19 protein-coding genes and 1 tRNA gene are annotated in these 19,950 nt (G+C 66.8%); 10 read left to right on the forward strand and 10 right to left on the reverse strand.

Going from position 1 to position 19,950, the window contains the following annotated elements; translation table 11 throughout:
• Nucleotides 1-76: 76 nt before the first annotated feature.
• The 3 genes from pheS (at nucleotide 77) to Q1A36_RS06140 (ending at nucleotide 2,243) form a co-directional block, all read left to right on the forward strand.
• The gene (gene pheS, locus Q1A36_RS06130; RefSeq protein WP_299841057.1) at nucleotides 77-1,159 is read left to right on the forward strand and encodes a phenylalanine--tRNA ligase subunit alpha; all 1,083 of its coding nucleotides are present in this window, start codon (nucleotides 77-79) and stop codon (nucleotides 1,157-1,159) included.
• 17 nt (nucleotides 1,160-1,176) lie between these two features.
• Nucleotides 1,177-1,515, forward strand: a complete 339-nt coding sequence (locus Q1A36_RS06135) for a hypothetical protein (RefSeq protein WP_299841059.1) — start codon at nucleotides 1,177-1,179, stop codon at nucleotides 1,513-1,515.
• Between the two features lie 146 nt (nucleotides 1,516-1,661).
• Nucleotides 1,662-2,243 carry a DUF6173 family protein gene (locus Q1A36_RS06140; RefSeq protein ID WP_299841061.1) on the forward strand — a complete coding sequence of 194 codons (582 nt, stop codon included), beginning with the start codon at nucleotides 1,662-1,664 and terminating at the stop codon, nucleotides 2,241-2,243.
• Between the two features lie 4 nt (nucleotides 2,244-2,247).
• Here Q1A36_RS06140 and Q1A36_RS06145 read toward each other — a convergent pair whose 3' ends face one another.
• Nucleotides 2,248-2,478, reverse strand: coding sequence for a hypothetical protein (locus Q1A36_RS06145; RefSeq protein ID WP_299841064.1), 231 nt, complete (start codon nucleotides 2,476-2,478; stop codon nucleotides 2,248-2,250).
• A 4-nt stretch (nucleotides 2,479-2,482) separates the two neighbouring features.
• Nucleotides 2,483-2,800, reverse strand: coding sequence for a TM2 domain-containing protein (locus Q1A36_RS06150; RefSeq protein ID WP_299841066.1), 318 nt, complete (start codon nucleotides 2,798-2,800; stop codon nucleotides 2,483-2,485).
• A 246-nt stretch (nucleotides 2,801-3,046) separates the two neighbouring features.
• On the opposite strand from Q1A36_RS06150, the gene pheT reads away from it, so the two are divergent.
• Nucleotides 3,047-5,434 (forward strand): phenylalanine--tRNA ligase subunit beta, encoded by a 2,388-nt coding sequence (gene pheT / locus Q1A36_RS06155; RefSeq protein WP_299841068.1) that lies wholly within the window; start codon nucleotides 3,047-3,049, stop codon nucleotides 5,432-5,434.
• A 56-nt stretch (nucleotides 5,435-5,490) separates the two neighbouring features.
• On the opposite strand, the gene lpxK is transcribed toward pheT, so the two are convergent.
• From lpxK to tsaD, 8 genes are all read right to left on the reverse strand, one after another.
• On the reverse strand, nucleotides 5,491-6,471 hold the full coding sequence (lpxK, locus tag Q1A36_RS06160) for a tetraacyldisaccharide 4'-kinase (RefSeq protein WP_299841070.1): 981 nt from the start codon (nucleotides 6,469-6,471) through the stop codon (nucleotides 5,491-5,493).
• A complete protein-coding gene (locus Q1A36_RS06165) occupies nucleotides 6,468-7,643 on the reverse strand; it encodes a glycosyltransferase N-terminal domain-containing protein (protein WP_299841072.1) in 1,176 nt (391 codons plus the stop codon). Before Q1A36_RS06165 ends, lpxK begins: the two co-directional genes overlap by 4 nt.
• Nucleotides 7,643-7,888: a DUF4170 domain-containing protein gene (locus Q1A36_RS06170; protein WP_101753627.1), complete on the reverse strand. Its 246-nt coding sequence runs from the start codon at nucleotides 7,886-7,888 to the stop codon at nucleotides 7,643-7,645. Before Q1A36_RS06170 ends, Q1A36_RS06165 begins: the two co-directional genes overlap by 1 nt.
• A 273-nt stretch (nucleotides 7,889-8,161) precedes the next feature.
• Nucleotides 8,162-8,896, reverse strand: a complete 735-nt coding sequence (locus Q1A36_RS06175) for a gamma-glutamylcyclotransferase (protein ID WP_299841077.1) — start codon at nucleotides 8,894-8,896, stop codon at nucleotides 8,162-8,164.
• Nucleotides 8,897-8,921: 25 nt separating this feature from the next.
• Nucleotides 8,922-9,350, reverse strand: coding sequence for an EVE domain-containing protein (locus Q1A36_RS06180; RefSeq protein WP_299841079.1), 429 nt, complete (start codon nucleotides 9,348-9,350; stop codon nucleotides 8,922-8,924).
• On the reverse strand, nucleotides 9,350-9,622 hold the full coding sequence (locus Q1A36_RS06185; protein WP_299841081.1) for a YciI family protein: 273 nt from the start codon (nucleotides 9,620-9,622) through the stop codon (nucleotides 9,350-9,352). The genes Q1A36_RS06180 and Q1A36_RS06185 overlap by 1 nt, the downstream gene beginning before the upstream one ends.
• Complete coding sequence (locus Q1A36_RS06190; protein ID WP_299841083.1) at nucleotides 9,622-10,563, reverse strand: NAD(P)H-dependent glycerol-3-phosphate dehydrogenase; 942 nt, start codon at nucleotides 10,561-10,563, stop codon at nucleotides 9,622-9,624. Before Q1A36_RS06190 ends, Q1A36_RS06185 begins: the two co-directional genes overlap by 1 nt.
• The gene (gene tsaD, locus Q1A36_RS06195) at nucleotides 10,560-11,630 is read right to left on the reverse strand and encodes a tRNA (adenosine(37)-N6)-threonylcarbamoyltransferase complex transferase subunit TsaD (protein WP_299841085.1); all 1,071 of its coding nucleotides are present in this window, start codon (nucleotides 11,628-11,630) and stop codon (nucleotides 10,560-10,562) included. Before tsaD ends, Q1A36_RS06190 begins: the two co-directional genes overlap by 4 nt.
• A 61-nt stretch (nucleotides 11,631-11,691) precedes the next feature.
• On the opposite strand from tsaD, the gene Q1A36_RS06200 reads away from it, so the two are divergent.
• The 6 genes from Q1A36_RS06200 to glgB all read left to right on the forward strand — a co-directional run bounded on the left by Q1A36_RS06200 (nucleotide 11,692) and on the right by glgB (nucleotide 19,922).
• Nucleotides 11,692-12,366, forward strand: a complete 675-nt coding sequence (locus tag Q1A36_RS06200) for a uroporphyrinogen-III synthase (protein WP_299841086.1) — start codon at nucleotides 11,692-11,694, stop codon at nucleotides 12,364-12,366.
• 103 nt (nucleotides 12,367-12,469) lie between these two features.
• Nucleotides 12,470-13,912: a hypothetical protein gene (locus Q1A36_RS06205; RefSeq protein ID WP_299841087.1), complete on the forward strand. Its 1,443-nt coding sequence runs from the start codon at nucleotides 12,470-12,472 to the stop codon at nucleotides 13,910-13,912.
• Between the two features lie 10 nt (nucleotides 13,913-13,922).
• Nucleotides 13,923-15,671 (forward strand): heme biosynthesis HemY N-terminal domain-containing protein, encoded by a 1,749-nt coding sequence (locus Q1A36_RS06210; RefSeq protein ID WP_299841088.1) that lies wholly within the window; start codon nucleotides 13,923-13,925, stop codon nucleotides 15,669-15,671.
• Nucleotides 15,672-15,753: 82 nt separating this feature from the next.
• Nucleotides 15,754-15,829, forward strand: a tRNA-Thr gene (locus tag Q1A36_RS06215).
• 235 nt (nucleotides 15,830-16,064) lie between these two features.
• On the forward strand, nucleotides 16,065-17,675 hold the full coding sequence (locus tag Q1A36_RS06220; protein ID WP_299841090.1) for an alpha-amylase family glycosyl hydrolase: 1,611 nt from the start codon (nucleotides 16,065-16,067) through the stop codon (nucleotides 17,673-17,675).
• A gap of 51 nt (nucleotides 17,676-17,726) precedes the next feature.
• On the forward strand, nucleotides 17,727-19,922 hold the full coding sequence (gene glgB / locus Q1A36_RS06225) for a 1,4-alpha-glucan branching protein GlgB (protein ID WP_299841092.1): 2,196 nt from the start codon (nucleotides 17,727-17,729) through the stop codon (nucleotides 19,920-19,922).
• Nucleotides 19,923-19,950 lie beyond the last annotated feature (28 nt).

A 19,950-nucleotide genomic window follows, 5' to 3' on the forward strand; every position in this document is an offset into this window, starting at 1 on the left:
TCATCCACCCCTTCGCGCTTCCCCCTCGCGCGCCGAAATGCTAACGCATCCCGCGACAAGACGCTCGAGGCACAAGATGGACGACCTGACCCCCCTTCGCCAGCTTTGGCTGGACCGCATCACCAGTGCCGCCGATCCGGCGCAGATCGAGGAGGTGCGGCTGGCGGCGCTTGGCAAGAAGGGCGAGATCAGCCTGAAGATGCGCGAGCTGGGCAAGATGACGCCCGAGGAACGCCAGACCACCGGCAAGGCCCTGAACGAACTGCGCGACGAGCTTGACGCCGCGCTCCGCGCCCGCAAGCTGGCGCTGGAGGATGCGGCACTCGACGCGCGTCTGGCCAGCGAATGGCTGGATGTGACCCTGCCGGGCCGCCCGCGCCCCGCCGGCACCATCCACCCGATCAGCCAGGTCATGGACGAGGTGACGGCGATTTTCGCCGATATGGGCTTTGCCGTTGCCGAAGGCCCGCAGGTCGAAAGCGACTGGTATAATTTCGACGCGCTGAACATCGCGCCCGAACATCCCGCCCGGCAGGAACATGACACCTTCTTCATGCACCGCGCCCCCGGCGACGACCGCCCGCCGCATGTGCTGCGCACCCATACCTCGCCGGTGCAGATCCGCGCCATGCAGGAAACGGGCGCGCCGATCCGCGTCATCGCCCCGGGCCGGGTCTATCGCATGGACATGGACCAGACCCATACGCCGATGTTCCACCAGCTCGAGGGGCTGGCCATCGGCCGCGACATCTCGATGGCCCAGCTGAAATGGACGCTGGAGGAATTCTGCCGCGCCTTCTTCGAAGTGCCCTCGGTCGAACTGCGCTTCCGCGCGTCGCACTTCCCCTTCACCGAACCCTCGGCCGAGGTCGATATCCGCTGTTCCTGGGAAAACGGCCAGCTGAAGATCGGCGAGGGCGACAGTTGGATGGAAATTCTGGGCTCGGGCATGGTGCATCCGCATGTCCTGCGCTCGGGCGGGGTCGATCCCGACGAATGGCAGGGCTTTGCCTTCGGCATGGGCATCGACCGGCTGGCGATGCTGAAATACGGCATCCCGGACCTGCGCGCCTTCTTCGAGGCGGATCTGCGCTGGTTGCGGCATTACGGGTTTGCTGCGGGGGATGTGCCGAGTGTGGCGGGTGGGTTGAGCAGGTGAGGCGAGATCGAATACGAATGAGATACTTCGGTCGCTGCCTCGGATTCCTAGTTGCGCCGCTGGCGAGAATTGCAGGCTATATCCCTGATCGGCTGAAGGATCGCTGGGTAGCAGGTGCGGCAAGCGGCCTCGGAGTCGCCGGAATTGGGGCAAACGTTTTCTTGTCTGCTCTCGGATTTACGGCAGTAACTCATAGTTCAGGCGCGGCAATTTTGACTGGCGCTGGTGGATACGTTGCCGGAACCATTGGTGTTGCATCGGTGGCATCATTTCTGATGCTGCCGATTACAATATTAGTCTTTGTGATCTGCGCGATTGTCGGAATGTTTGTGCTGCTAAAGCGCAAGCGAGCGTGAGGTGGGGTCAGGAACCGTAGGGTGGGGTTCAACCCCACCAAGCCCACCCTCCCACCGCACATCCCGGTGACTCCCCCCTCCCATCCCTTCACCTTCCCGCCCCTTTCGCGCATTCTAAGAAAAAACCACAAGGCGGGCAGATGATGATGACCAGGACACCGAAAACCAGGACCGAGCCGAAGCTGACGAAGCCCGCGCGGACCACGCCGGAGCTGAAGGCGCCGACCACCCCTCCCAAGGCCGCCGCCCAGAAGCCCGACCAGAAACCCCTCGTCGCCCCCTCCGGCGCGCCGAAATTCGCCGGTGCCCCCACCATCATCCCGCCCGCCGCCACCCCGCCCGCCATCACCATCCCGGTTCCGGCCATTGCCGAGGATCTCTGGCCGCAGGAGGACGCGGCGGATCAGGCGACGCTCCATGCCGCAGAGGAGGTGTTCAACCATCTGCTGGCGCGGGTGAAGGAGTTTCAGGCGAACCTGCCCGCCCATCACGAGCTGGGCATCCAGCTGGCGAATTATGGCGGAGAACGCGCGCTGCATGTGCGGGGCATGGGCTTTCGCAACCCGAACATCATCGAATTCTATGGGCTTCTGGATGGCGACCGACAGGTCACGGTCGTTCAGCACGTCTCGCAGCTGAATTTTCTGCTGATCGCGGTGCCGCCGGTGGCCGAGCAGGAACCCTATCGCATCGGCTTCGGCGCGGAACTGCGCACCGACAAGGGCTGATCCGCTAGATCCACCAGGGTTTCCCGATCAGCCAGACGATCAGCGCCATCATCACCGTGGCGGCGCCCATCACGAGGTTGAACGGGGAGCCGGCGATCAGCGCCATGGCCAGCAGGGCCAGCCACAGCGCCACAATCATCAGCCGCGCCTCGCGCCGGCCTGTCGCCAGATGCCACAACCCGATCGCCCCGCCGCAGAGGAGGACGGTCCCGACGGTGATAAGCGCGGCCTGCACGGGGCTAATACCGCGCCAGTTCCGAGGCGATGCGCTGGCGGTTCACGGCATTGTCTTCCTCGATCATGCCGGGGATCAGGAACAGGTCCACGATCACCCAGAGGCAGACGAAGCCCAGCAGCGGGAAGCCGATCAGGATCGGCGCGGTCAGCCAGCCGAGGCCCCAGGTCGCCGCCATGAGGATGCCGCTGACCCAGCGGCCCAGATAGATCCGGTGCACGCCAAAGCCCCAGAGGAAGATCAAGAGCAGATAGGCGACCAGCGGCGATTTCGCCTCGTTGGTCACGCGCTGCTCGATCAGCAGTTGCTCTTGCACGGTCATCTTTCGGGTCTTTCTCCACGCAGGGAATTAATGTTCATGGCATTAACATAGGGGGTCGTGGGTCCGAAACAAGACCCGGCGCCACGCAATCGCGCGCGCGCAGCCGGTGTACGCCCGGTGTACGCCCTGTGCACATCCGGTGTACGCCCAGTGCGCCTGTCCCCGCAGGCCTACCAATCCCCGCGCACATCGGATAGACCCGCGCCAAAGCGAACACGGCCCCGGCCCGCAGCGACGGTTTCTGACATGAAATTCACCCTTACCTGGCTCAAAGAGCATCTCGACACCACGGCCTCGCTCGACGAGATCACCGAGGCCCTGACCGATCTCGGCCTCGAGGTCGAAGAGGCCGCCGATCCGGCGGGCAAGCTGAGGAATTTCACCATCGCCAAGGTGCTGGAGGCTACGCCCCATCCCGATGCCGACCGCCTGCGGGTGCTGAAGGTGGCGACCGACGAGGGCGAGAAGCAGATCGTCTGCGGCGCCCCGAACGCCCGCGCCGGGCTGATCGGCGTGCTGGCCAAGCCCGGCGATTACGTTCCGGGCATCGACACCACGCTGAGCGTCGGCAAGATCCGCGGCATCGAGAGCCACGGCATGATGGCCTCGGAACGCGAACTGGAACTGTCGGACGAACATAACGGCATCATCGAACTGCCCTCGGGCGAGGTCGGCCAGCGCTTCACCGACTGGCTGGCGGCGAACGCGCCGGAAAAGATCGATCCGATGATCCATGTGAAGATCACCCCCAACCGTCCCGACGCGCTTGGCGTGCACGGCATCGCCCGCGATCTGGCGGCGCGGGGTCTGGGCGTGCTGAAGCCGGTGCGCTCGGTGCAGATCGCCGGCAGCTTCCCCTCGCCCATCGGCGTCACCATCGCCCCCGAGGTAGCCGCCAAGGTGCTCTTCTTCTCAGGCCGGCTGGTGCGCGGCGTCAAGAACGGCCCCAGCCCCGACTGGTTGCAAAAACGCCTGCGCGCCATCGGGCTGCGTCCGATCAGCGCGCTGGTCGACATCACCAATTTCTTCACCTTCGACCTGAACCGCCCGCTGCATGTCTTCGACGCGGCCAAGGTCCACGGCGACCTGATCCTGCGTTCCGCGAAGTCGGGCGAAGAAATCGTGGCGCTGGACGACAAGACCTATGCCCTGCCCGAAGGCGCGGTGGTCATCTGCGACGCCAACGGCCCGGAAAGCATCGCCGGGATCATGGGCGGCGCGGCCTCGGGGTCCACCGACGAGACCACCGATGTCTTCATCGAAGCCGCCTATTTCGACCCGATCAGCACCGCCGCCACCGGTCGGGCGCTGAAGATCAATTCCGACGCCCGCTATCGCTTCGAGCGCGGCATCGACCCGGCCTTTACCCTGCAGGGGCTGGACCTGGCGACACAGATGGTCATGGACCTCTGCGGCGGCGAGCCGTCCGAGGTGGTCACTGCCGGGGCGATCCCGACCGGTGACCGTGCCTATCGGCTGAACCCGGCGCGTGTCGCCAGTCTCGTCGGCCTCGACATCCCCGAGGCCACGCAGCGCGCCACGCTCGAGGCGCTCGGCTTCCGGCTGGAAGGCGAGATGGCCCATCCGCCGAGCTGGCGCCCCGATGTGCTGGGCGAGGCCGACCTGGTCGAGGAAATCGCCCGCATCGCCAGCCTGACGAAGCTCGAGGGCAAGCCGCTGCCCCGCCCGCAGCCGGGCGTGCCGCTGCCGGTGCTGACGCCCTTGCAGATGCGCGAAAAGGCCGCCCGCCGTCAGGCGGCGGCCCTGGGCTACAATGAGTGCGTGACCTACAGCTTCATCGACCAGAAGTCGGCGGAACTGTTCGCTGGCGGCACCGATGCGGTGCGCGTCGAGAACCCGATCAGCAGCGAGATGACCCATCTGCGCCCCGACCTTCTGCCCGGCCTTCTGGCCGCCGCCGCCCGCAATCAGGCGCGCGGCTTCGCCGATCTGGCGCTGTTCGAGGTCGGTCCGGTCTTCTCGGGTGGTGAGCCGGGCGATCAGGCGCTGCAGCTCAGCGGTCTGCTGGTCGGTTCGACCGCGCCGCGCGATCCCTATGGCAGCCGCCGCAAGGTCGATCTCTATGACGCCAAGGCCGATGCCGAGGCGGTGCTGGCCGCCATCGGCGCGCCGGCCAGGGCCCAGATCAACCGCAAGCTGGACGGCTGGTGGCATCCGGGCCGGTCGGGCAATATCGCCCTTGGTCCGAACGTGCTGGCAAGCTTCGGCGAGATTCACCCCAAGATCCTGCGCGAGATGGATGTGAAAGGCCCTGCCGTCGGCTTCACCATCCGGCTGGTTAATGTGCCCTTCCCGAAGGTCAAGACGCCCACCCGCCCGGCGCTGGAGGCTTCGGGCCTGCAGGCGGTCGAGCGTGACTTTGCCTTTGTCGTGGACGGGCAGGTCGAGGCACTGACGCTGGTCAATGCCGCCGCCGGGGCCGACAAGACGCTGATCGAGAAGGTCACGGTCTTTGACCAGTTCACCGGGCTCGAGGGCGGCAAGAAGTCGATCGCGATTACCACGCGCCTGCAGCCACGCGACAGGACCCTGACCGATGCCGAGATCGAGGCCGTCAGCCAGAAGATCATCGAGAAGGTGCAGAAGGCAACCGGCGGCACGCTGCGCGCCTGAACCTTTCATCTTGGTCCAAATATCCTCGGGGGTCCGGGGGCGGAAAGCCCCCGGGCTCACGCCGGAAACAGACGATCCAGCGCATCCGTCAGCGGCGCGGGATCGCTGATCTGCAGCCGCACCGGCAGGGCCAGCACCTTCGGGCGGAACTCGCGCGGCAGGCGCACGGCGTCCTTCTCGGTCGTCACCAGCTGCGCACCCGACAGCCGCGCCTCGGTTTCCAGCCGCGTGAGCAGACCGGCGGTGAAGGGCTGGTGATCGTCCAGCGCCTCGCCTCGAACCAGATCGGCGCCCAATCCGGCGAGCGTGGCAAAGAATTTCTCGGGATGGCCGATCCCGGCAAAGGCCAGCACGCGATGGCCCTGCCAGTCGATCCCGGTCTGCAAGGGGTCCAGCGCGCCCCGCAGGTGGGGAATGCCGCCGGGCGCAGAAAATCGCGTCTGCGCGGCCTCTGGCCCGATCGACAGCAGCAGGTCGGCCCGCTCAAGACCCACATCCACCGGCTCGCGCAGCGGACCAGCGGGCAGGCAGAGCCCATTGCCAAAGCCCTTCGCGGCATCGACCACGATCAGCGACAGGTCATGCGACAGCGCCGGGTCCTGAAAGCCGTCATCCAGGATGATCGCCTGCGCCCCGTCCGCGATGGCCGCGCGCGCTCCGGCAAGACGGTCCCTGGACACCCAAGCCGGCCCGAAGGCCGAGATCAGCAGCGGCTCGTCCCCGGTCAGGGCGGCGTCATGGCTGCGCTCGTCGACCCTGAGCGGCCCGGTCGCAGATCCGCCATAGCCGCGCGAGACGACATGCGCCGCCACCCCGCGTGCCTGCAGCGCCTGGAGCAGATGGATGACCGTCGGGGTCTTGCCGGTGCCCCCGGCATTCAGGTTGCCCACGCAGATCACCGGCACCGCAAGTTTCTCGCGCGCGCCGCGGGCCAGCCGGCGCGCGGTGCCGGCGGCATAAAGCGCGCCAAGCGGTGACAGCAGCCGTGCCGCCAGCGTCGGCGGGCGGTGATACCAGAAGGCGGGTGGGCGACTCATGCCTTGATCCCTTTCAACAGGTTCATCACCGGGCGCGCGATCTCCAGCGCGACGCCGGCGCCACCGGTGCTGACCGCCCAGGCATTGGCGGCCAGGGTGGCGACCTGCTGGGCCTGCGACAGCTGCGTGACCGCGACCGCCAGGTCGCCGGCATCACGCAGCCGCCGCGTCGCGCCGGCACCGTCGAGCTGGCGCCAGACCACCTCGTGCCGGCCGATCTGCGGCCCGTGCATGATCGCCGAGCCGAGCGAGGCTGGCTCGAACGGGTGGCGCGCCGTCGCATCTTCGCCCGACAGCGTGCCGCCCATGTAGCAAAGCGGCGCCAGCCGGTACCACAGGCCCAGCTCCTGCGCATCCTCGGCGAATTGCACCTGCACCTCGGTCGTCGGGTCCTCGTCGGCATTGCGCCGTGCCACCACCAGCCCGCCCGCCTCGAAGCGGTCGGCCATGGCATCGGCCACGGCCGGATCGGCGGGGTTCACCACCAGCAGCGCCTTGTGCGAGTGGCGCAGCGCCGCCAGATGCGCCTGGAACACCGCCTCCTCCTCGGCCACGGGCAGGGCGGTGGCCAGCCAGACATGGCGCCCGCGCAGCATCGCCGCCAGGGTCATGCGCTCGCCCTCGAAGCCGGGCAGGGGATCGCGGATCTCGGTCACCGGGCCGGTCAGGCGGATGCGGGCGGCGGGCAGGCCCATCGCAAGTGCGGCCTTGCGGCTGGCCTCGTCGGTGACGCAGATCACCTCGGCCGGTTCCAGAAGGTGCCGCTGCAGGCTGCGCTCCAGCCCCCAGACGGGTTTCTCGCGGATGGCGATCTGGCCAAGGACCAGCGGCGTGGCCCCGGCTTCGGCTGCGCTGATCAGGGCGGCGGGAAGATCATCGCCCAAGAGAAGGATCGCCCTTGGCTGCGCCTCGGCCAAGAGCTGTGGCGCGGCGACGGGATCGTCGGCCACATCGGGCAGGCCGTCGCGGCCAAGAAACAGGATACGCAGGTCGGGCGTGGCCTTCCGCATCGCCGCGACAACCTGATCTGCCGCCGCCGCCGCCTCGGGCGTTGCCCGCAGGATCAAGAGCGGTCCTTTGCCCGACGGCAGCGACAGGTTCTGCAACCGCCCGCCGCGCTTGCGGCGCAGCTCCAGCCAAAGCCCAAGCGAACCAAGGCTGGAGCGGGACATCAGCTACCCAGTTCCTCGGTCGGGCTGACCGGCGTTTCCTCGTCGCGCAGCCGGTGAAGGTGCGCGATGAAATAGCGGGTCTGGGCGCTGTCGACGGTGCGATGCGCCTCGGCTTTCCAGGCGTTGTAGGCCTGTTCGTAATTCGGGAAGATGCCGACGACATGGATCTGGCTGGTATCGCGGAATTCGGTCTTCTGCGGATCGACAAGCTCGCCGCCGAAGACAAGGTGCAAACGCTGGCTCATAGGGCCTCCTGCAATTCGTTTCGCGGGGGAAATTAACCCGTGCCGGCGGGGAACTCTAGCAAGATTGTCTCAAAGGCTAAGGGCTTTGAATTTGCTGGGAATCGGCAGACAGGTTATCACCGGAGAGTGAGCGGGCAGAAGGTCGCCCCGGTGAGTTTCAAACCCTGACAGAATGCCTGCGGTGGAAGTGGGGCGCATGGGGGGAGGGTTCCGGTTGACCTGTTTGCGACCGGAACCCTTTCTATCGTAAGCTGCTTTACCTCCGGGCTGACGTTACCCCTGCGGTTGATCCCACTCTTGCTTGCCGTCCGCCCTGTTCCGGTCGATCTCCTCGGCAACCAGCCGCTGCAGCCGCCATAGCCCGCTGTCATGGATGCCCATCTCCTCGAGATGCGAGACGGTGTTGAAAAGATACTCCGCCCCGCTGCCCCAATGCCCGCAAGACACCGCCAGCGTCTGCGCGACCTCCTCCAGCGGCAGGCGTCCGGCATAGTTGGGCGACTGGCGGTTCATCACGAAGCCCAGGGCCTTGACCGGGCCGGATGCCGTCTGGACGGTCAGCCAGCGCGGGATGTTGTTGATCGGCTTCATGGTGAACTCGCGGCGGAACAGCCGGTGCAGTTGCGCCTCGAGATCCTGCATCGGCAGCTCATACAGCACGCCCCGGCACTGTCCGCCACGGTCCAGCACCATCATCAGACCGGGTTTGTCCAATGTGCCGCGAAAGCGCAGGGCACGCAGGCAGAAGGCGCGGTGCCAGCCGCGCGCGATGCCGACCTGTTCGGACAGGTGCTCGAGCTCTGGTTTCCAGATCAGCGAGCCATAGGCGAAAAGCTGGATGGGTTGGTCGGGCGCGGGGCGGTCGGCCAGGATGCGGGCGACCCATTCGTCATAATCGGCATCGGTCTGCTGTTCGGCCCCCGGCGGCGGGCCGGCATCCGCGACGACCCGCTGGACATGGGCGACATGGTCCGGTGCCAGTGACAGGCGTCTGGTTCTGTCCTGCATCCTGCCTCCCCCGCTTCGCGGCAGCCTAGGCCTTGATCCCGTCCATCCCGGCCAGTTCCATCACCACGGCCCATTCGGCCTCGCTGACCGGCTGCACCGACAGGCGCGAATTGTTCACCAGGATCATGTCCTTCAGCCGTGGCTCGGCCTTGGCCTGATCCAGCGTCACCGGCGTCTTCACCGGCGCGACGGCGCGGATATCGACGCATTCCCACCGCGGGTCCTCGGTCGAGCTGTCGTGATGCGCTTCGGCGCAGACCTCGACGATGCCGACGACCTCTTTCCCGATATTCGAGTGATAGAACAGCCCGCGATCACCGATCTTCATCTCGCGCATGTTGTTGCGCGCCTGGTAATTGCGCACGCCGTCCCATTCCTCGCCCTTGGCCCCCGTGGCGACCAGATCGTCCCAGCCAAAGACATCGGGCTCGGATTTGAACAGCCAGTAGCGCATCAGCCGATCACCTTCTTCCACTCGATGATCTCGACCTTCTCGAACAGGCCCGCGCCCTTGTAGGGGTCCTGATCGGCCCAGCCTTGCGCGCTGGCCAGATCATCGGCCTCGACCACCAGCAGCGAGCCGCGCATTTCGCCCTCTTCGATCAGCGGGCCGGCCATGCGGACGATGCCATGGGCGTTGAGAAAGCCCAGATGCGCCTCGCGCGTGTCGATGCGGGTCTGCAGATGGCCGGGCTTGTCGCGGCAGATGACGGCAAAAAGTGGCATTATTCGTCCTTCAACGGTCGGTTCAGCAGCTGTTGCATCAGCTTTTCCACGGATACGCGGCGGGTGACAAGCCCCGCGACGGCGGCGGTGATCGGCAGGTCCAGCCCCAGCTTGCCGGCGAGTGCCGCCACCGCCTGCGCCGTGGCCGCGCCCTCGACCGTGGTCGAGCTGTCGAATTCGGTCCCCGCGCCCAAGCTGAAGCCAAAGCGATAGTTGCGCGACTGGTCCGAGGTGCAGGTCAGCGTCAGGTCGCCCAGACCCGAGAGCCCGGTCAGCGTCTCGGCCCGAGCGCCCAGATGCGTTGCCAGCCGGGTCATTTCGGCAAAGCCACGGGTGATGATGGCGGCGCGGGCGCTGTCGCCCAGTTGCCGGCCCATGACCGCGCCGGCGGCGATGGCGATGACGTTTTTCAGCGCGCCGCCCAGTTCCGCCCCGGTCACGTCGGTCGAGCGATAGAGCCGCAGGGTTTGCGTGGACAGCTCTGCCTGCAGCGCCTCGCCCCGTTCGGCATCGGCGCAGGCCAGTGTCAGCGCGGTGGGCAGGCCGCGGGCAATGTCGGTGGCGAAGGAGGGGCCGGTCAGCACCGCGACCGTGGCAGCGGAGCAGGCGGCGCGGATCAGTTCGGACGGGCCGGTCAACGTGGTCAGGTCGATGCCCTTGGCGGTGCTGACCAGCGATTTGCCGTCGAGCAGCCCGGCATGGTCGGCGAGGAAGGCCCCAAGCGCCTGTGCCGGCAGGGCCAGCAGCAGGGTATTGGCGGCGGTGGCCTTGGCGAGATCAGTGGTCGCCTTCACCTCGAGCGGCAGGCTGACGCCCGGCAGTTTCGGGTTCGCCCGCAGCTTGGCCGCGTCACGCCCCCACAGCGTCACCGGCCCGTTACCGGCCAGCGTGACCGCCAGAGCGGTGCCGAAAGCGCCAGCGCCAAGGACCGAGACGGTCATGCCTTGGCCCCCTTCTTGCCCGCGCCCAGCATCGGCGCGGCGCGCTGGTCCAGCGGCCAGCGCGGGCGCGCGGCCAGCGTCAGGTCATCCGCTGCGCCTTGCCGGAACCGCTCGATCCCAGCCCAGGCAATCATCGCGCCATTGTCGGTGCAGAGCGCCAGCGGCGGGGCAAGAAAGCGTGTGCCGGCATCGCTGGAAACTTTTTCCAACGCGGCACGGATGGTGCGGTTCGCGGCCACGCCCCCCGCCACCGCCAGAACCGGCGCGGGCGAGGCTTTCATCACCCGCGCGGCCTTGCCGGCCAGAAGATCGCTGACGGCGGCCTGAAAGCCGGCACAAAGATCGGCCCGGTCGCGCTGGTAAAGCCCGCCCTGTGCCGCCACCAACTCGTCGCGCTGGCGCAGGGCGGCGGTTTTCAGGCCGGAGAAGGACATGTCGAAACCCGGCCGGTCCAGCAGCGGGCGCGGCAGGTCGAAGCGGCTGGCATCGCCCTCAGCCGCCTCGGCCTCGACCGAGGGGCCGCCGGGCTGGGGCAGGCCCAGAAGCCGCGCCAGCTTATCGAAGGCCTCGCCCGGCGCGTCGTCGATGGTGCCGCCGAGCCGGGTGAAATCCTCGGGGCCTTCAACCCGCAGGAACTGGCAATGCCCGCCCGAGACCAGCAGCATCACGTAGGGAAAGCCGATCCCGTCGGTCAGGCGCGGGGTCAGGGCATGGCCGGCCAGATGGTTGACGCCGACGAGCGGCAGGCCGGTCCCGGCGACCAGTCCCTTGGCCATCATCACCCCTGCCATCACCCCGCCGATCAGCCCCGGCCCGGCGGTCACCGCCACGCCATCAAGATCGCTCAGATCCTTGCCGGCCTCGGCCAGCGCCTGTTCGACCACCCCGTCCAGCCGCTCGGCATGGGCGCGGGCTGCGATCTCGGGCACGACGCCGCCGAAATCCGCGTGCAGGCTGTTCTGCCCGGCCACCACCGAGGACAAGATGTGACCATCGCCCGTGACGACGGCCGCGGCGGTATCGTCGCAGCTGCTTTCGATGCCGAGAAAGACCAGATCACTCATCATTTGCCATGTCGGGGTCGCGGGGTTAGGGCTTCGGGGTATCACCCTCACCGGGGAATTGCCAATGCCAAGCGCCGACCCGCGCCCTACCGTGCTGCTGACCCGGCCCGAAGCGGATTCGCGCCGCTTTGCCGGCGGGCTGCCGCCGGGCCTGCCGGTGGTAATCTCGCCGATCCTGCGAATCGTGCCGGTCGCGCATGACGCCGCGCGCCTCGCCTCGGCGCCGGGCCTCGTCTTCACCTCGGCCCATGCGGTCGCCACCGCGGGTCCGGGGCAGGGGCGGCTGGCGCTGTGTGTCGGGCCGCGCACGGCGGCGCTGGCGCGGGCGGCGGGGTTTCAGGTGCAGGAGGGCGCGACCGGCGAGGCCGGGGGACTGCTGCCCCTGATCGCCGCAAGCCCGGTGCCGCTGATCCACCCGCAGGGCCGGCATCTGGCGCGCGAGCTGCCAGTCGAGGGGATGGTGGTCTATGACCAATGGTCGCAGCCGCTGTCCGATGCAGCCCAGGGTCTGCTGGCCGACGCGGCGCCGGTGATCCTGCCGCTCTTCTCGCCACGCTCGGCCCGGCTGCTGTCGGACGCGGTGGAAAATAGTGTCAAAGCCCCGATCTTGCTGGCTGCGATCAGCGAATCTGCGCGGGCAGGCTGGGGCCATCCGGCCGAGCGATCGCGGATTGCCGCGCGCCCGGATGCCGACGGGGTAATAAAAGCGATCCGGAGCCTGCTTTCGCCGGAACAATGATGCGGAGAGCGGGTTGAGCCGGGGACAGCGGCTCTCTAGTATCGACCGCCAAAGGGTCGCGCCGAGGCGGAGGCCCGCGCCGAACTTCTGACGGGGAAAAGACGTGAAAAATCCGGAGAACAAGACGCCTGCGAAATCCAGCGCGGAATCCAAGGCGAAGGATGCAGCCACTGCCACGACCGCGAAGAAGGCGGCGGCAGACGCTTCGGTGATCGAGAGCAAGACGGTCGAGGCCGGCACCGCCGCCAAGGCGGCTGCCAGCGGGGGCGTGGTGAAACCCGCCGACTCGGCCCTGCTCGGCGCGCAGAAGAAACCCGAGGCGGCTGCGGCCAAGAAGACCGACGACAAGCCGACGGTGCTGGTCTCGACCACGCAGGACCGGGTGGCTTCGGCCGAGACGGCGCCGGCGACTCCGCTGGCGAAACCTGCGACGACGGTACCCAAGACCGAGCCGGCCAAGGCCGAACCCGTGAAGACCGAGGCGCCGAAGCCCGAACCCGCCAAGACCGAAGCGGCGAAAACCACGAGTGCACCGGCACCCGTGGTCCAGAAATCCGGCTTCTGGCCCGTGGCGCTTGGCGGCGTCGTGGCCGCAGGGATCGGCGCGGCGGCTGCGCTCTGGGCCTTTCCCAACGGTCTGCAGCCGGCAGCGGCGGTCGATACTGCCACGCTGAAACAGGAAATCCTGGGCGAGGCGGCAAGCGCAGCCTCGGCCCAGATCGCCGCGCAGGGCGAGGCGGTGACGCAGCAGGCGGGCGAGGCCGGGGCCGAGGCTGCGCGCCAGATCATCGCCGAGATGCCGGCGGGCGCCGACACCACGCCGGAACTGCAGGCCGCGCTGGAGGCGCAATCGCAGCAGATCGCCGCGCTGTCCGAGAAACTTACGGCGCTGGAAAGTGCCGCGCCCGCCGAAGGTGGCGGTGGGGTCTCGCCGGAACTGCAGCAGCGGCTGGCCGCGATGCAGGCCGAATTGGAACAGGCGGCCGCTGCCGCCAAGACCCAGATCGATTCCGCCTTGGCCGAGGCGCAGAAGTTGCAGGAAGCCGCGCAGAACTCGACGATCCGGGCCGAGGCGGTGGCTGCCGTCGCGGCGCTGAAATCGGCGCTGGACGAGGGCAGCTCGACCGATGCCGCTGTCCAGCAATTGCAGGAAGCCGGGGTCGCCGCGCCCGAGGCGGTGCAGGCCGAGCCGCCGACCCTCCCTGTGCTGCAGGAGGGCTTTGCCCCCGCCGCGCGCGCGGCGCTGAAGGTGGCGCTGCGTGACAGCTCGGCAGAGGCCGATGGTGGCACGCTGATCGGGAATTTCCTGCGCGCCCAGATCGGCGCCCGCTCGGTCGAGCCGCGCGAGGGGGCCGATCCCGATGCGGTGCTGTCGCGCGCCGATGCCGCCGTGCAGGCGGGCGATCTGGCCGCCGCGCTCAGCGAACTTGAGGCCCTGCCCGCCGTTGCGCGCGACGAGCCCGAGATGGCCGCATGGCTGGCCGGGGCCGAGGCTCATGTCGCCGCCCGCGCCGCGCTGAACGAACTCGCCGGCCAATCGAACTGAGGAGAACACGATGCTGCTGTCTCTGCTGAAAATCCTGTTCTTCTTCGCCGTTGTCCTCGCCGTGGCGCTGGGGGCGATGCAGCTGTCGGAAACCGGCCAGTCGCTGAGGCTGGAATTCAACGGCACTGAATACCTGTTGGGGCCGGTGCAGGTCATCATCGGCCTCTTGGTGCTGATGGTCGTGGCCTGGCTGGCGATGAAACTGCTGGGGCTCTTCGTGGCCTTCCTGCGCTTCCTTGCCGGGGACGAGACCGCCATCAACCGCTATTTCGCCCGCTCGCGTGAGCGGCGCGGTTACGAGGCCCTCGGCGAGGGGATGCTGGCCGTCGCTGCCGGCGAGGGCAAGCTGGCGCAGGAAAAGGCGGCGAAGGCCGAGAAATACCTCGACAAGCCGCATGTCACCAACCTGCTGGCCGCGCAGGCGGCCGAGGTGGCGGGGGATACCACGCGCGCCGATGCGGTCTATCGCAAGCTGCTGGAAGATGACCGGACCCGCTTTGTCGGTGTGCGTGGGCTGATGCGGCAGAAGCTTCTGGCCGGCGATACCGAGACGGCGCTGAAACTGGCCGAAAAGGCCTATGCGTTGAAGCCGCGCCACAAGGAGGTTCAGGACACGCTGCTGGAACTGCAGACCCAGCAGCATGACTGGAAGGGCGCGCGGGGCGTGCTGAAGGATCAGCGCAAGCAGGGCGATCTGCCGAAGGATGTGCATATCCGCCGCGACGCCGTGCTGGCTTTGCAGGAGGCCAGCGAGGTTCTGGCGCAAGGGAATTCGATCAGCGCCCGAGAGGCCGCGATCTCGGCCAACCGCGCCTCGCCCGACCTGATCCCGGCGGCGGTGCTGGCGGCGCGCAGCTATATGGCCAAGGACGATCCGCGCCACGCAAGCCGGGTGCTGGAAAAGACCTGGTCGGTGCGCCCGCATCCCGACATTGCTGCCGCCTATGCCGAGATCGTGCCGGACGAGACTCCGGTGGCGCGGCAGCGCCGCTTCGAGAACCTGATCCGCAAGAACCCGGACGATCAGGAAAGCCGGCTGTTGCGTGCCGAACTGGCGCTGGCTGCCGAGGATTTCCCCGGCGCGCGGCGTGCGCTTGGCAATCTGGCCGAGACCCAGCCCACCGTGCGCACGCTGTCGATCATGGCCGCGGTCGAACGCGGCGAGGGTGCCGATGATGCCGTGGTGCGCGGCTGGCTGGCGCGCGCGCTGACCGCCTCGCGCGGGCCGCAATGGTGCTGCGACAAATGCCAGAACGTGATGGTGGACTGGGCGCCGGTCTGTGACAAATGCGGCGGCTTCGACACGCTGAGCTGGCGAGTGCCGGAAGAAAAGCTGACCGCCACGACCGGCCGTCCGGGGGCGGAGATGCTGCCGCTTCTCGTTGGTGCCGCGCCGAGACCGGCAACTGTCGTGGCGGAAGAGGCCGAGATCGTCACCGAGACGCCGAAACCCGCGCCGAAGCCCAATGGCGCGGCGACCGAGCGCGTGAGCCGTGTCGAGGTCGCCGCCGTCGCCCCCGGCATGGTCCCGCGCGAGACGGATTTCGTCGAGATCGAGCCGTCTTCCACGGATACCTCGCCGGAACCCGCGCGTGAGGTGGTGAAACCGGCGCCCGCCCTGGCGGCCGAGAAGGCACCGCTGAATGGCACCGTTATCACCGATACGGCCAAACCCGTTCCGTCAGAACCGGTGCTGGTGCGTCCCGATGTGGAGCCGCCCGAGGACGAGGTTCTGCCGCCTTCCGGCAAGAAATCCTGATCGCTTTCGGGGGCGCGGCGGAAAATCTGTCGCGCCCCCTTTTCCCGCCGGATGGAACCTGCTATCCGGCGCGGCACCAGAGGCCGCTGTAGCTCAGCTGGTAGAGCACGTCATTCGTAATGATGGGGTCGGGGGTTCGAGTCCCTTCAGCGGCACCACTTATCGCGGCAGAGATGCCGGGCGATAACGGGCCTTCCCAGATCCGAAAATTCCCCCGCAGGCCGGTTTCCGCACCTGCGATTGTTCGTTCTTCACCTCGACTAAACCACGCGCGCGTGGCCGAAATGTGCCGCCCCGCGCATTCGGTGCTTGCAACCCGCGCCGGATTGGCAAGCATGGTTAAAAAATGTTATCGCAAACATGAGCGAATCGAAGATTGTAGAGAGGGTGCCGATGGTTGTTGAACGAGGGGGCGCGGATTGGTGGCGCGGGTCGGTGACCTATCAGATCTATCCCCGGTCCTTCATGGATTCGGACAATAACGGCATTGGCGATCTGGCGGGCATCATCTCGCGGCTGGACTATGTGGCCAAGCTGGGGGTCGATGCGATCTGGCTGTCGCCCGTGTTCCCTTCGCCGATGAAGGATATGGGCTATGACGTGTCGGATTATACCGACATCGATCCCGGTTTCGGCACGCTGGCTGAGTTCGACAGTCTGGTCGAGAAGGCCCATAAGCTGGGGCTGAAGGTCATCATCGATCAGGTGATCTCGCACAGTTCGGATCAGCACCCCTTCTTCACCGAATCGCGCAGCTCGCGCGACAATCCCAAGTCCGACTGGTATGTCTGGGCCGATCCGAACCTGGACGGCACGCCGCCGAACAACTGGCAGTCGATCTTTGGCGGCCCGGCCTGGACCTGGGATTCGCGCCGCCGGCAGTATTATTTCCACAACTTCCTGAAGGAACAGCCGGACTGGAACTTCCACAACCCCGAGGTGCAGGACTATCTGCTTTCGACCATGCGCTTCTGGCTCGAGCGCGGGGTGGACGGGTTCCGGCTGGATACGGTCAATTTCTATTTCCACGACAAGCTTCTGCGCGACAACCCGGCGAATTACCTGCCCTGGTCGCAGCAGGCGCTGAAGCCCTTCGACATGCAGTTCTGCCTGTTCTCGAAGAACCAGCCAGAGAACCTGGCCTTCCTCGAACGTCTGCGCGCGCTCATGGACGAATTCGACGCCCGCGCCACCGTGGGCGAGGTCGGCGACAGCCATCTGTCGATCGAGCTGATGGGGAAATATACCAGTGGCAAGAAGCTGCACATGGCCTATTCCTTCGAGATGCTGGGGCCGAATTTCAGCGCCGAGCATTTCCGCAGCCGGATCGAAAGCTTCTTCAAGGGTGCGCCCGAGGGTTGGCCCTGCTGGGCCTTCTCGAATCATGACGTCCCGCGCCATGTCGGGCGCTGGCTGCCCCACGCTGCGGATCAGGATGCGCTGGCCAAGCAGGCGGCGGCGATGCTGCTTTCGTTCGAGGGTTCGGTCTGTCTCTATCAGGGCGAGGAACTGGGGCTGGTCGATACGCAGCTCGAGTTCGAGGAACTTACCGACCCGGACGGCATCGCCTTCTGGCCGGAATACAAGGGCCGCGATGGCTGCCGGACGCCGATGGTCTGGGATGCCAAGGCTGCGAATGGCGGCTTCTCCAAGGCCAACAAGACCTGGCTGCCGGTGAAGGCGCCGCAGCAGGCGCGGGCGGTCTCGACCCAGGAGGGCAAGCCGAACAGCGTTCTTGCCTTCTATCGCCAGATGCTGGCCCTGCGCCGGGCCGAGCCGGATCTGCGGCTTGGCGATATCCGCTTCCTCGACCTGCCCGAGCCGGTTCTGGGCTACGAGCGGGGCGAGGCGATGATTTGCCTCTTTAACCTTTCGGCCGAGCCGGTCACCATCGATCTGGCACAACCCGTGCAAGAGTTGTTGACGCAGGGGGCCGAGATTGCCGAGGGTCAGGTGACGCTGGCCGCGAACGGCTTTGTCATCGGCCGGAAACGGAACGGATAGGGCGAACTGCCGGGCCGGCAGACATCAACCACAGGACGGAGTGCGCGAGACATGACAACGGCTGATCTTCCTCCGCATCTTTCCGGGCAGGATGTGTCGCGGCTGCTCGAGGCGCGGCATGATGCGCCCTTCGACGTGCTGGGCCTGCACAAGCAGGGCCGCAAGGCCTGGATCGTGGCGCTGGTCCCCGATGCGGTCTCGCTGATGGCCGAGGTCGGCAAGAAGACCATCGAACTGCCCCGGATCGAGGGCGCGCTGTTCGGCGGGCCGGTGCCGGTGTCGAAAACCCCGCACCGCCTGCGCGCCCGGTTCGAGGATGGCCGCGACTGGGTCTTTGACGATCCCTATCGCTTTGGTCCGGTTCTGGGCGATGTCGATCAGTATCTGATGGGCGAGGGCACGCATCGCCGGCTGTGGGATGCGCTTGGCGCCCATGTCCGTGCACATGAGGGCGTGGACGGCACCCATTTCGCAGTCTGGGCACCCAATGCGGCGCGGGTCTCGGTGATCGGGGATTTCAACCAGTGGGACGGCCGTCGTCACCCGATGCGCCGTGTCGGCGTGACCGGCGTGTGGGAGCTGTTCATCCCCGGCATCGGTGATGGCGCGCTCTACAAATACGAGATCGCGCCGCAGCATGGTGGCTTGCTGGAAAAGGCCGATCCGGTGGGCTTTGGCGCGCAGCATCCGCCGCAGACGGCGTCGGTCGTGCGCGACATCTCGGGCTATGGCTGGGACGATGGCGCGTGGATGGAAAGCCGGGCCGAGAAAAGCCGGCGCGACCAGCCGATCTCGATCTACGAGGTTCATCTGGGCAGCTGGCGCCGGGCCGAGGGCAATCGGCCGCTGAGCTACAAGGAGCTCGCGACCGAACTGGTCGATTACGCCACCTATATGGGCTTCACCCATCTGGAATTCCTGCCGATCAGCGAGTTTCCCTTTGACGGGTCCTGGGGCTATCAGCCGGTGGGCATGTATGCGCCGACCATCCGTTTCGGCCCGCCGCATGAATTCCGCGATCTGGTCGAAGCCGCGCACAAGGCCGGGCTGGGGGTCATCCTCGACTGGGTGCCGGGGCATTTCCCCGCCGATGCACATGGTCTGGCGCAGTTCGACGGCAGCCATCTTTACGAACATGCCGACCCGCGCGAGGGCTTCCATCAGGACTGGAACACCCTGATCTACAATTACGGCCGCACCGAGGTTCGCAACTACCTTGTGGCCAACGCGCTCTACTGGCTGGAAGAATACCATGTCGACGGGCTGCGCGTGGATGCGGTGGCCTCGATGCTGTACCGTGACTATTCGCGGCGTCAGGGCGAATGGGTGCCGAACCGCGATGGCGGGCGCGAGAATTACGAGGCGATCGATTTCCTCAAGGACATGAACGTGCAGGCCTATGGCCGCGTGGACGGGATCGTCACCGTGGCCGAGGAATCGACGGCCTTTCCCGGCGTCTCGACCCCGGTCGATGCGGGGGGGCTTGGCTTCGGCTTCAAGTGGAACATGGGGTGGATGAACGACACCCTGCGCTATATCGAGAAGGACCCGGTCTACAGATCCTACGATCATCACCTGATGACCTTCCCGATCGACTATTCCTTCAGCGAGAATTTCATCCTGCCGATCAGCCATGACGAGGTGGTTCACGGCAAGGGCAGCATGATCGCCAAGATGCCCGGGAACGAGTGGGAGAAGTTCGCCAACCTGCGCGCCTATTACGGCTTCATGTGGGGCCATCCGGGCAAGAAGCTGTTGTTCATGGGCTGCGAATTCGGCCAGTGGCAGGAATGGAACCACAATGTCTCGCTGGATTGGGACGCGCTGCATGGCGCGCATCAGCAGGGCGTGCAGGCGCTGGTGCGCGACCTGAACCACCTCTACCGCGCCACCCCGGCGCTTTATCGGCAGGATTGCGACCCCGCTGGCTTCCGCTGGATCGCCAACAATCCGCAGCAATCGACCATGGTCTTTACCCGCACGGGGGCCGAGGGCGATGCGCCGGTGGTGGTCATCTGCAACTTCACCCCGGTCGAGCGCGGGCATTTCCGCCTTGGCGTCCCTGCAGCCGGGCATTGGGTCGAGGTGATGAATACCGATGCCGAGGCCTATGGCGGCGGCAACCGGGTGAATGCTGCGGGCGCGGACAGCAGCCCGCAGGAATGGGACGGGCTGGGGAACTCGATCGAGATCCGCCTGCCGCCGCTTGCGACCGTGATGTTACGCTTGGAACAATCGACGCGGTGATCGCCGCGACAGTGGGAGGACTGTAAAG

Origin of the sequence: uncultured Paracoccus sp., assembly GCF_947487305.1 — a bacterium.
GTDB lineage: Bacteria > Pseudomonadota > Alphaproteobacteria > Rhodobacterales > Rhodobacteraceae > Paracoccus.